Source organism: Pseudoalteromonas arctica A 37-1-2, assembly GCF_000238395.3.
GTDB lineage: Bacteria > Pseudomonadota > Gammaproteobacteria > Enterobacterales > Alteromonadaceae > Pseudoalteromonas > Pseudoalteromonas arctica.
Window position 1 is genome coordinate 3,384,284 of sequence record NZ_CP011025.1, and the last position, 12,331, is coordinate 3,396,614.

At 40.6% G+C, this 12,331-nt stretch carries 8 protein-coding genes and 1 pseudogene; 5 read left to right on the plus strand and 4 right to left on the minus strand.

Translation table 11 applies throughout. The annotated features are described in order from the left end of the window. Positions 1 to 174 precede the first annotated feature (174 nt). Positions 175 to 2,616, minus strand: a complete 2,442-nt coding sequence (locus PARC_RS15340; RefSeq protein ID WP_010553327.1) for a TonB-dependent receptor — start codon at positions 2,614 to 2,616, stop codon at positions 175 to 177. Positions 2,617 to 2,810: 194 nt separating this feature from the next. Between PARC_RS15340 and PARC_RS15345 the strand changes: the two genes are divergently transcribed. The 4 genes and pseudogenes from PARC_RS15345 to PARC_RS15365 all read left to right on the plus strand — a co-directional run bounded on the left by PARC_RS15345 (position 2,811) and on the right by PARC_RS15365 (position 6,900). Next, positions 2,811 to 4,112, plus strand: a complete 1,302-nt coding sequence (locus PARC_RS15345) for an MGH1-like glycoside hydrolase domain-containing protein (RefSeq protein WP_010553328.1) — start codon at positions 2,811 to 2,813, stop codon at positions 4,110 to 4,112. A gap of 16 nt (positions 4,113 to 4,128) precedes the next feature. Continuing rightward, positions 4,129 to 5,106, plus strand: coding sequence for a carbohydrate kinase family protein (locus PARC_RS15350; protein ID WP_010553329.1), 978 nt, complete (start codon positions 4,129 to 4,131; stop codon positions 5,104 to 5,106). Next, positions 5,103 to 6,302, plus strand: a complete 1,200-nt coding sequence (locus PARC_RS15355; protein ID WP_010553330.1) for an AGE family epimerase/isomerase — start codon at positions 5,103 to 5,105, stop codon at positions 6,300 to 6,302. The genes PARC_RS15350 and PARC_RS15355 overlap by 4 nt, the downstream gene beginning before the upstream one ends. Positions 6,303 to 6,423: 121 nt before the next feature. Then, positions 6,424 to 6,900 (plus strand): annotated as a pseudogene (locus PARC_RS15365) (GGDEF domain-containing protein). Here the strand turns inward: PARC_RS15365 and PARC_RS15370 are convergent. Further along, on the minus strand, positions 6,855 to 8,039 hold the full coding sequence (locus PARC_RS15370) for a BaiN/RdsA family NAD(P)/FAD-dependent oxidoreductase (protein ID WP_010553332.1): 1,185 nt from the start codon (positions 8,037 to 8,039) through the stop codon (positions 6,855 to 6,857). The pseudogene PARC_RS15365 and the gene PARC_RS15370 sit on opposite strands and share 46 nt — an antisense overlap. A 328-nt stretch (positions 8,040 to 8,367) precedes the next feature. Between PARC_RS15370 and PARC_RS15375 the strand changes: the two genes are divergently transcribed. Next, positions 8,368 to 10,494 (plus strand): S8 family peptidase, encoded by a 2,127-nt coding sequence (locus PARC_RS15375; RefSeq protein ID WP_010553333.1) that lies wholly within the window; start codon positions 8,368 to 8,370, stop codon positions 10,492 to 10,494. Positions 10,495 to 10,598: 104 nt separating this feature from the next. Here PARC_RS15375 and PARC_RS15380 read toward each other — a convergent pair whose 3' ends face one another. Next, positions 10,599 to 11,072, minus strand: a complete 474-nt coding sequence (locus tag PARC_RS15380; protein ID WP_007586078.1) for a peroxiredoxin — start codon at positions 11,070 to 11,072, stop codon at positions 10,599 to 10,601. A gap of 188 nt (positions 11,073 to 11,260) precedes the next feature. After that, positions 11,261 to 12,145 carry a UTP--glucose-1-phosphate uridylyltransferase GalU gene (gene galU / locus PARC_RS15385; protein WP_010553334.1) on the minus strand — a complete coding sequence of 295 codons (885 nt, stop codon included), beginning with the start codon at positions 12,143 to 12,145 and terminating at the stop codon, positions 11,261 to 11,263. Positions 12,146 to 12,331 lie beyond the last annotated feature (186 nt).

Sequence of the window (12,331 nt, forward strand, 5' to 3'; positions counted from 1 at the left end):
TGAAAACACTGCGCCTTTTCAAAAATAAAATACCAAATGGCTACCTGCCCTTATCTTTTTGAATAAACGAGCCTAGTCAAAAAGATAAACCTGTAGCTAACTTAGCTGAAAAATGCATCACAATGCAAAAAGCCTATTAACCCCAAAGTGAGTTAATAGGCATAAAGCATTTATTTAAAAGTCGTATTTAACTCTTAAAGTAACGCGTCGTGGGAGAATTGGGCGACCGACAAAGTATGGGTTATCTGCCGTTTGGCTATTACCTAGACGAGGTGAACCTTCAGTAACACCGTCAGAATCAAACAGGTTAAATACCCCAACGCTTAAGCGTACTGTTTGCTCTGGTGCAACTTGCCAGTTATAGCCTGCATCAAATCTAAATAAGTGGAATGAATCAAGTTCTACCGAGTTTGAGTCGTTAGCATAGTTTTTACCGGTAAAGTTATGGTAAATCGATGCATCCCAGTTATCTGCGGTGTAGCTAATAGATGAGTTAAATAATATTTTTGGTTTACGACGTAATTCGTTACCAATAATAGAAGGGTCTGAGTCAAATTCAGTAAATTCGTGATCGGTATAGGTCATATTGGCATCAACAGCCCACTCATCGGTAATATCGTAACGACCGGTAAGCTCAACACCCGTTGCTTTAGTTGATTGCATAACTGGCAGCTCTAATACCCCCCCATTACCATCATTTACAAAGTCTACGCTGCGTCTATCTTTTAAGTCAGTTCTAAATAACGCAATGCTACCGCTAAAGTCGTTATCAAAAAACTTAACACCCAGCTCGCCTTGCTCAACAATTTCGGCTTCGTAGCTGGCAGGCTCGCCTAAATCATTAAACTGAATACCTCTAATTTCTGGGAAGAAAAACCCGCGAGATGCATTGGCATATACATTTAAATTATCAGTTAAGCGATATAACGCCGCCCCTGATACAGCAAATTCAGACGTGTCGACTTCGCCGTAAGTCATTACACCACTGCCCGTAGTGTTAACTTGTAAGTTAGGTGCAAGCGTTGGATCATCTGAAATCTGAACTACTTGGCTGCCTTCGCGACTAATTTTTCCTTCAATTTCTTCGTAGCGAACACCAAAGTCAAAAATCCAGTCGTCACTTTCCATTTGATCCGCTACGTACAATGCTCGGCGGGTAGCGCTAATGGTTTGGTTAGTATAAGAAATACCTGGGCCACTAATACCATTTTGAGTGTACTGAACCTCGTCGCCATTAACATCTGTATACGTTAAGTCGATTAAGCGAGGATTGTTATTAAACTCACCTAAGTAAGTTGTAATAACGTTGTCGTCGTCGGCTTCACTGTGAGAGAAAAATGTACCGACTGTAATATCATGGCTAAAATCACCTACAAAAATACTTTTGATGATATTAAACTCTGCAGAAAAATCTTCAGCTGGGCGGTCGCGGTCTAAAATACGGTTAGCAAATAGTAAGTCATCACTTGCAAGTGCGACACCTGAATTAACATAAGAAAACTCAGCACCGCTTGCATCACCTAGCCCTCTGTTAGCTAAAAAGTCGTCTTGGCTTTCAGGTACATTAATAATACCGTCGCCGTCTAAAAATAAATTAAATTCGTGTTGGTATTTAGCGTATTTACTGCGCATATTAATGGCAAAATCGTTAGCGAGTTCTTTTTCAAACACCACTGAAATAGAACCACCTTTAGTAACTACACCATCGCTGATTGGCGATTCATAACGACCATTTGCTGTATCGTACGTTAAGTTAGATACTTGCGCCGTTTGCAGTGATTCGACTTCACGACCATCGTTACCAATTAAGCGCTCGCGGCTGTCGCCATCAAGTGGAATAGGTAAGTAAAACTGAGCTTGATCGTCAATGTACTGTCCGTAAACAGTAAATGAGCCAGAGCCATCATCAAACTCTTTACGAATATTACCACGCAACTGTGTACCTTTAGTCTCAAGGCCTGTATCTAAAGGGCCCTCGTCGTAACGGTAAAAACCAGAAAGCGCATAATATAAGCCGTCTTCGTTAAGTGGACCGCTCGTTGCAAAATCTAAGCGAGTACGCCCTTGGTCAGAAAGCTCCATTTGTACGGTACTTTGCGGATCATCACTGCCCGTTTTAGAAATATAGTTAATAATGCCGGCCACAGAACCTTGGCCAAATAAATTAGATACACCACCACGCACAAACTCTACGCGCTCAATACCCAAATCATTACGGTAATACACATCAAACGCCGATGAGTTTAAACCAAAAACACTCAGTGTAGGTGAACCATCATAAGACAGCGGCGTAAATTGAAACTGACCCGATGAAGGTAATCCTCTTACTTGTAGGTTAGTAGCGACTTCACCGCCACCGCCTTCTACTTTAATACCCGGAATATAGCGAAGCACATCCGCTTGGCTACTTGAAGACAGCTTTACCAGCTCGTCTTCGCTAATAGATGTTACTGATTGTGGAGTGTCTGAAATAACACGCCCTTTACTGGTACCAGAGACGATAATACGCTCAACGTTGTTAGCTTTTTTTGCTGTATCTGGTGCAGCTTCTTCTGCTGCATAAGCGCCCTGTGCAAGGCATAAAGATACAATAGAGGCGATCGTTGTTTTATTCACGGGTATTCTCCAATTGTGCTAGTTGTCTGTGTATTTACTTAGAGTGTGGCTAAGCAAAGCCGAAATAATCAAGTAAACATGTTAGTTTTTTGTTACTTCGAACAGGATTTAAGCACAGAAAAAAAACATTTACAACCCATAATGAGTGCTTTAATATTGTCCAAATCGGAAATAACACACAAAGAGCACCCAATATGACTACTATAAACAGCGGTAAAATTGACTCAGCAACGGCTTCATCGCTTGCAGACCTTGCTACTAAAACACTTATAGCAAATGACTTAGGTGGCTATACAGTACCAACACATGGCTTATACCCGTTTCAGTGGAACTGGGATTCAGCCATTACAGCACTAGGCTGGATGAAATCAGACGAAAGCCGCGCATGGCAAGAAATTGATGTGTTATTTTCAGGCCAATGGGATGATGGCATGGTGCCGCACATCTTGTTTCATAAAGATTCTGATACTTATTTTCCTGGTCCTGACGTATGGGGTTCGGATAAAAAAATTAAAAGTACGTCTATTTCACAGCCGCCAGTAGTCGCCACCGTAATGAAAGAAATGCTTGCCAGCGCTAAAGATAAAGCACTTGCAGAACAAAAAGTTAAAGCGTTATTTTCACAAGTAGTTGATTATCATTTATGGTGGTACAACGACCGAGATCCTGAAAAAACAGGCTTAGTAGTAACCTACCACCCGTGGGAATCGGGCATGGATAACAGCCCATCATGGGATGATGCTCTTCATGCTGTGCCATGTGTAGATTGGGAATATACGCGCCGTGATACAAGTCATGTAGATTCTTCTCAGCGTCCACATAAAAGTGAGTACGACCGCTTTTTATACCTTGTAGACTTTTTCAAACGTAACAACTTTGACAGCAAAGTAATTTACGAAACCTGTCCGTACAAAATGAATGACCTAGGTATTATTGCTATTTTACACCGTGCAACCAAAGATTTACTCAAAATGGGTGAACAACTTGGCTTAAACGATACTCGCACTGATTACTTAGCACAGCGCTTACAAATAACAGAGCAAGCCATAAACACTTTATGGTGTGAACAAAGCCAGTACTTTTATTGCAGAGATGTATTAACTAACAGCTTGGCTAAAGTTAAAACATCAGCCGCGCTATTAACTGTATATGCAGGTTTAACAAGCGATGAGCAAACTAAAATAATTAATACAGCCACCGAAGATTTTATTGAGTCGAGCCAATTTAGTGTGGCATCTACTCACCCTAAAGAAGAAAAATACGAGCCACAACGCTACTGGCGCGGCCCTATTTGGCTACACATCAACTGGATGATAGCCATAGGCCTTAAAGAAGCCGGCTTTGTAACAACCGCCGAAAAAATTCAAGATGATACGCGCAACCTAGTTGTTAAGTCAGGCTACTACGAATATTTTAACCCAGAAACAGGTGCAGGCTGTGGTGGTAAAGATTTCTCGTGGACAGCTGCAATAGCATTACATTGGCTACTTGACTAACAACTAAGGCAAGATCATGAAACACACAATATGCTTTGGTGAAGTACTGGTTGATTTACTTTCAAATAAATTAAGCCAAAACAGCAACGAACACGAAGCGTTTACCAAATTTGCAGGCGGTGCGCCTGCAAACGTAAGCGTTGCCATTGCAAAGCTAGGCGGTAATGCCTACTTTGCAGGAATGCTAAGCACTGATAGCTTTGGCGACTTTTTACATAATGCATTAAAAGAGCAAGGTGTAAAAACCGACTTTATGCGTTTTACCAACCAAGCCAAAACCGCCCTCGCGTTTGTATCACTCGATAACGATGGCGATCGCACGTTTGAGTTTTACCGTGATAACACCGCCGATTTGCACTTTAGTAACGATGACTTTAGTAGCGAATGGTTTGAGCAATGCGATATTTTTCATATTTGCTCAAACACATTAACCGACAAAAACATCAGAAACACCACCGCTTACGGTGTTAAATTTGCAAAACAAAATAACTCAATTGTGAGCTTTGATATTAACTTGCGCCTCAATTTATGGCCAAGCGATGCCAACCCTCGCGAGCATATTTTACCGTTATTAAAAGACTGCTCAATTATTAAAGCCTCAAAAGAAGAGCTTGAATACTTAGCGGGTGAGCAATCGAGCGATGAGTTTATTACCCAAACACTTAATAACGGCTGTGAGCTATTTGTAGTTACCGATGCAGGCAACCCTATGCATTGGTATACAAAAAATGCCAAGCAAACGCTTCACCCTAAAAAGGTTACTATGGTTGATGCCACCGCTGCAGGAGATGCGTTTGTAGGTGGATTACTGTATCAACTAGGCCTACAAAACCTAACACCCAGCTCTTTTAGCGAGCTTTGCAACACGCCCGAAACACTAACAACTATTTTTGAATTTGCTTCGTTATGTGGTGCCCATGCCGCATCTTACAAAGGGGCATTTAAATCCCTACCTAACCAAAAGTCTCTACACGATTTTAGGAGCGAACTATGAAAAACACACCTGACAACTTTAAAAGCCGTGAATTTTTAACGCAGCACATTAGCGACACACTAGCATTTTATGAGCCAAATATTGACGATGAACACGGTGGTTTTTACCAAAACTTTTCTGATAACGGTGAGGTATTTGATAAACACACTCGCCACTTAGTAAGCTCTACTCGTTTTGTATTTAACTATGCACGCGCGTATCAAACCTTTAATGACGAAAAGTATCTTAATCGTGTTAAATCGGGGATTGAGTTTATTCGTAAGCATCACCTTATAGAGCAAACAGGCGGCTACAACTGGTTATTAAAAGTTGAAAACGGTCAAGCCACCGTGCTTGATAACACCAATCATTGCTATGGCTTTGCATTTGTTATTTTAGCGTACAGCTGGGCATATCGCGCAGGTGTTACTGAGGCGCGCGAATACCTAAACGATACATTTCAAACAATGGAAACACATTTTTGGGATGCAAAAGCCGGTTTATATAAAGATCAACATAACAGTGACTTCACAACATGTGATTCATACCGCGGCCAAAACGCCAACATGCACACCTGCGAAGCACTTATTGCCGGCTATGAAGCCACAAAAGACGAAATATTTTTAAACCGTGCGCTCACACTTGCCGACAATATGGTTAACCGCCAAGCTAGTTTAATGGGCGGATTAATCTGGGAGCATTACGATATAAATTGGCAGGTCGATTTAGAGTACAACAAAGACGATCCTAAAAATTTATTTCGTCCGTGGGGCTTTCAACCTGGCCATCAAACAGAGTGGTCAAAACTGCTTATGTTTTTAAATAAGCATAAGCCACAAAAATGGCTTATTGAACGCGCTCAAGCCTTATTTGATAACTCGATAAATGTAGCGTGGGATAAAAAACACGGCGGTATTTGCTACGGCTTTGCTCCTGATAAAACTATTTGCGATGACGATAAATACTTTTGGGTTCAAGCCGAAACTCTGTGTTGTGCCGCGTATCTTTATCAAGCAACAGGGGATGAAAAATATCAGCAATGGTATGACAAAATTTGGCAGTATTCGTGGCAGCATTTAGTTGATCATAAATACGGAGCCTGGTTTAGAATTTTAACCGCTGACAATAAAAAAATAGACACGATGAAAAGCCCAATAGGTAAAACTGATTACCATACAATGGGTGCCTGTTTTGATGTGCTCGAACTATTAAAGTAACTATGTAGTTATAACTTTTACAGTATTGTGTAGACCTTTTAACCGCCAGTTTGGCGGTTTTTTTCTTAAGTGTTAGCCTATTTTTAAAAATACAATTCCAAAAATCTCTAACTACTTACTTATTTACGATATAGATAACTTTAAAAATATTAACGATATCTATGGTCGTTTAGTAGGTAATAGCGTTTTAAGTGAATTTACCAATATACTAAAAAATTAAATGCCAAATAGCTCTCTAATTGCACGATGGGGAGGTGTAGAGTTTACTGTTATTTTATCAGGCACCTCCATAACCGATGCGATGGCACAAGCCAATGAGCTAAAAGAGTATGTGGGCACTCATCCAATTGCAAATATATCTCTTACTATCAGTATAGGTTTAGCCCCTATTCAAACGGGTGATACTGTACTAAATATATTGGAACGGGCTGATAAAGCACTATACGAAGCTAAAAATAATGGCCGTAATTTAGTCTGTTGTAGCGATAATAAAGTTTGTAACCTTGGGGTGAACGCTTCACCCCTTAACTTTATTGTCTCTACACATAACGCCTATGCATACTGCCCACAAGCAAATCCACAGCTCCAAGCATACTGAAAATTGTAGCCCCCTAACCAACCCGTTACGTCAGTTACTTCGCCTATAAAGTATAGGCCTTTAGCTTTTTTAGCTTCAAAGGTTTTTGAGCTCAACTCGTCGGTATCTACACCGCCCAATGTTACTTCTGCTGTTCTATAACCTTCTGTGCCATTGGGTTTAATTTGCCACGCATGAATGTAATTTACTAACTCATCTATTTGGGCATGTGTAAGCTGATTAATATTACAATCTGGTATCGCTTTGCTTTCGTGCAGTATTTCTATAAAGCGTTTAGGTAAAATAGTCGAAAGGCTGTTTTTTAACGACTTTTGGGCTTGTGTTTCACGCCAATCAGCAAGTTGTTGCCTTAAATCAATTTCAGGTAGCAGGTTTATAGTGACAACCTGCCCTGCTCGCCAAAATGAGCTTATTTGCAATATTGCAGGGCCCGATAACCCTCGGTGAGTAAAGAGGATATTTTCTTTAAATACGGTGCCGTCTTCGCTTGAAACTTCACATGGAATACTAATTCCCGAAAGCCCTTCAAAACGCTCTTTATCATGCTGATGCAGAGTAAACGGCACAAGTGCAGCCATAGTTGGTAACACGCTTAAGCCAAACTGCTCTGCAATTTTATAACCTATTGGTGTAGCCCCTAGTTTTGGCATGGTTAAGCCACCTGATGCTATAACTAACGACTCACAGCTTAAGGTTTCTTGCTCTGTGGTAACGCTATAGCCGGTTTCGGTTTTTGATACACTGATCACTTCACTGCGTAGCTTTATATTTACTCCGGCCCACTCACATTCTGTTAGTAAAATATCAACAATGTCTTGTGCATTGTTATCGCAAAAAAGCTGGCCTAGTGTTTTATGGTGATACGCCAAGCCATGTCTGTCCACCAGCTCAATAAAGTCATGCTGTGTATAACGACTTAAGCATGATTTAACAAAATGAGAGTTTGTGCATAAGTAGTTATCCGGGGTTGCATTTTCATTTGTAAAATTGCAACGCCCACCACCACTTATTAAAATTTTACGACCTGGTTTTTTCCCCATATCAAGTACTGTAACGCTTCGGCCACGGTATCCAGCTTGCGCTGCACACATTAATCCTGCTGCTCCCGCACCTATTACAATTACATCTACTTGGGTCATTTATTTATCTCATTAAAAAATTTTCTCGATTATAGCAAAGTTTAATAGCTAACAACGCAGCATTTGAATTATTAGTAATAACACAACAAAAACGCATCAGTAATAAGTAGGGAATAATTACCCTCACAATAAAACAACCCTTTATGCTTATTTTTAATTTATATTACAAATACTAAACAATGAGTAAACCGCTAAAAACCTGGGTTATAACTAAATGAAAGAGGTACATAATAAATTGATATTTTAACCTAGTTAACAGATCGTTTACTTTTGTTCCCGCATCGTGATCTTATATCACGAAATAATAAATAAAAATCTAGGGATAATTATGACAACTAGTAAAACTTTTAAAAGATGCGCAATTGCAATTACAGTTAGTACGCTTTTTGCAGCAACATCTGGCATGGCTCAATCAGTTTCAAGTTCAATGGCTGAAACATCGGCTAAACTACAAAGCCAAGGCAGTTTCGAAACTCAGTTCATTATTAAATATAAAAATAATAACGAAATGGCGAGCTTTTCAACTGCTGACGCAAGCCCGTCTAGCATGAAAAAGCGCGCACAAAGCTTTGTTAAAAACTTCGCTTCTAAAAAAGGCAAAGTAAAAGCAAAATATATTCGAGCAATGGCACTTAATAACCACCACGTAATGCGTGCTGATAAAAAATTAAGTGCGGCAGAGGCCCAAGAGTTTATGCAAGAAATGGTTGATTCTGGCAATGTTGAATACATTGAAGTGGATCAAATGTTAAAGCCGTTTTCAACTCCTAACGATCCACGCTTTGATGACCAATGGCACTACTACGAGCAAGCCGGTGGTTTAAACTTACCTACTGCATGGGATACCGCAACGGGTAGCGGTGTAGTTGTAGCTGTACTAGATACGGGTTACCGCCCACATGCCGATTTAAATGCTAACATTTTACCGGGTTACGATATGATCTCTAACCTATCGGTAGCTAACGATGGCGGTGGTCGCGATAGCGATGCACGTGATCCTGGTGATGCAGTTGCTGCGAATGAATGTGGCACTAACGGTGCACAAAACTCTAGCTGGCACGGCACGCACGTAGCCGGCACAGTTGCTGCGGTAACCAATAACGGTGAAGGTGTTGCAGGCGTAGCTTATAACGCAAAAGTAGTGCCTGTTCGTGTACTTGGTAAGTGTGGTGGTTTAACCTCTGATATTGCAGACGGTATTATTTGGGCATCTGGTGGGAGTGTTTCAGGCATTCCTGCTAACTCAAACCCTGCAGATGTAATAAATATGAGTTTAGGTGGCAGCGGTTCATGTAGCTCTACAACTCAAAATGCAATTAACACCGCGCGTAGTAACGGCACTGTGGTAGTTATTGCTGCAGGTAACGATAACGATAACTCAGCAAACTACAACCCAGGTAACTGTAATGGTGTAGTAAACGTAGCATCAGTAGGTCGTAATGGCGGTCGAGCTTATTACTCAAACTACGGTAGCAATATTGATGTTGCAGCACCGGGTGGCGCGCAAAGTTTTGCAAACGACTCTGAAGGTGTTCTATCAACTTACAATTCAGGTTCGTCTACACCTTCAAGCGACAGCTACGGTTATTCGCAAGGTACATCAATGGCTGCGCCTCACGTAGCAGGTGTTGCGGCACTTATTAAGCAAGCAAAACCAGATGCAACGCCTGACGAAATAGAAAGTATTTTAAAATCAACAACCCGTTCATTCCCTGCTACATGTACTAGCTGTGGTACGGGTATTGTTGATGCAGCCGCAGCTGTTACAGCAGCAAGTGGCGGCACTACTCCGCCTACAGGCGGTGATAGCGAGCTTATTAATGGTGAAGCTAAAACAGGTTTAAGTGGGGCTGCAAATGCACAAGCGTTTTACACTATGACCGTACCAAGCGGTGCAACTAACGTAACATTCACTATGAGTGGTGGTACTGGTGATGCTGATTTATACGTACGTGCGGGCAGTAAACCTACAACTACTACCTATGACTGTCGCCCTTATAAAGGCGGTAATAGCGAAGAGTGTTCTATTGATAACCCTACAGCAGGCACTTACCACGTAATGCTTAACGGCTACTCTGCGTATTCAGCTGTGAGCTTGGTAGGTAATATTACTGGTGGTTCATCGTCTGGTGGCGGTACAGGCACTCCACAAGCTGGCGGCGGCACTATAAGCGATGTGACAGCCAATACTGGTCAGTGGAAACATTACACGTTAGATGTACCTGCAGGAATGAGTACGTTTACAGTAACAACGTCGGGTGGAAGTGGCGATGCAGACTTATTTGTAAAATATGGCAGCCAACCAACAACCACTACGTACGATTGTCGCCCTTATAAAAATGGCAACGCAGAAACATGTACATTTACCAATCCACAAGCAGGTACTTGGCACTTGAGCGTTAACGCTTATAGCACTTTCTCTGGTTTAACACTTAGCGGACAATACCAACCGTAATTTAAAGTTTGAGCCGTAAATAAAAAACCGATGTTGTTTCCAACATCGGTTTTTAAATAGTAAGTAGCTGATTAATTAAAGCTAGAACCTACACTTTATTACTGTTATAGCTTCTCTAGTACTGATTCTGCACGGCTTACAACAAACTCTTTGTCTTGCTCTACAAATAAACCAGTTACTACTGCATTTTCAACAATCATAGCGTAACGCGTTGAACGTAAACCACCAAAACTAGCGGTATCTTTATCAAGCCCTAACGATTTAGTGAAACTTCCATCGCCATCAGCAAGCATTGTAATTTCTTGCGCGTTTTGCGAGTCGCCCCATGCTTTCATAACAAATGCGTCATTAACAGATACACAGTAAATAGCATCAACACCTTTTGCTTTAATTTTATCAGCAAGAGTAATAAATTCAGGTAGATGTGCATTTGAACACGTTGGTGTAAATGCACCTGGGACTGCAAATAACACGACTTTTTTACCTTCAAACAACTCTTTATTTGTAAGAGATTGCATACCGTCGTCAGTTAATTGCGTTAACGTAACCGATGGTAATTCTTGGCCTTGCTCAATCATGGTGGTTCCTTTAAAAGATCAATACAGAATAAGTAACAATCATACTACGTAACCTATTACAGTGTAGGTAAAGTGTAACTAACTTAGTAACTCAGAGTAGTCTAGCAAAGGTTTGTAGACCGCGTTCACTACATTTTATGAAAACTATTTTAGCTTCTATAGTTTTCATAAAATTTATTACTCTGTAGTTAAGGTAAATTCAAATCATTTATAAAGCGAGAAAAGTCATTACCTAACTTTTTATCCCGCATACTGTACTCAACAATTGCTTTTAAGTAGCCTAACTTATCTCCACAATCGTGAGAGCGACCACTCATATGAAATGCTTCAACGGTTTCTTGTGCCATTAACGCGTCAATAGAATCTGTAAGTTGTATTTCACCGCCAGCACCTACAGACGTTTTTGCGAGTAGAGGCCAAATATTCTTACTCAGTACATATCGCCCTACAACAGCAAGATTTGAAGGTGCTAAATCAGCATCAGGTTTTTCAACCATTGCTTTAATTGCAGCACTTTTACCTGGCATTAACTCAACACCGTTTATATCAGCAATACCATATTTACTCACGTCTTCTTTAGCTACCGGCTCAAGCATTATTTGGCTTGCTTGAGTTTCTTTAAAGCGTTTAATCATGGCCGCTAAGTTTTCAGTCTCTTGATCCGCAGTATAGGCATCAAGTATCACATCTGGCAGGAGTACGACAAAATCATTATCGCCGACTATCGGCTTAGCGCATAAAATAGCATGTCCAAGCCCTTTAGCTTCACCTTGGCGTACACTCATAATAGTTACATCAGGCGGACAAATAGAGCGAATCTCATCTAATAAAGCACGTTTAACACGTTTTTCAAGCGTGGCTTCTAGCTCGTAACTTGTATCAAAATGGTTTTCGATTGCATTTTTAGAGCTGTGTGTAACTAATACAATATCTTTAATACCAGCAGACACACATTCACTGACAATATATTGAATAAGTGGTTTATCGACTATTGGGAGCATTTCTTTTGGAATAGCTTTTGTCATAGGGAGCATTCTCGTCCCTAAGCCTGCTACTGGAATTACAGCTTTCATATCTATCCTTAGTGATTAAGTTTGTAAATAAACTAGCAGATACAAAATAGATACCAGCTGAATAAAGTTACCTCTTTTGAAGAAGTAAATTTGAAGCTGCTTTTAAAGTGAAGACTCTACACTTTGGGAATATAAAATAGATAGGTAAATAGTGAACTTATTAATGATTTTGTTGGGGGGTGAGAT

Bases quoted from the DNA above. Each gene is read 5' to 3' on its own strand.
- PARC_RS15380 (WP_007586078.1), bottom strand. From the start codon at position 11,072: ATGATTGAGCAAGGCCAAGAATTACCATCGGTTACGTTAACGCAATTA.
- PARC_RS15355 (WP_010553330.1), top strand. From the start codon at position 5,103: ATGAAAAACACACCTGACAACTTTAAAAGCCGTGAATTTTTAACGCAG.
- galU (WP_010553334.1), bottom strand. From the start codon at position 12,145: ATGAAAGCTGTAATTCCAGTAGCAGGCTTAGGGACGAGAATGCTCCCT.
- PARC_RS15375 (WP_010553333.1), top strand. From the start codon at position 8,368: ATGACAACTAGTAAAACTTTTAAAAGATGCGCAATTGCAATTACAGTT.
- PARC_RS15345 (WP_010553328.1), top strand. From the start codon at position 2,811: ATGACTACTATAAACAGCGGTAAAATTGACTCAGCAACGGCTTCATCG.
- PARC_RS15370 (WP_010553332.1), bottom strand. From the start codon at position 8,039: ATGACCCAAGTAGATGTAATTGTAATAGGTGCGGGAGCAGCAGGATTA.
- PARC_RS15350 (WP_010553329.1), top strand. From the start codon at position 4,129: ATGAAACACACAATATGCTTTGGTGAAGTACTGGTTGATTTACTTTCA.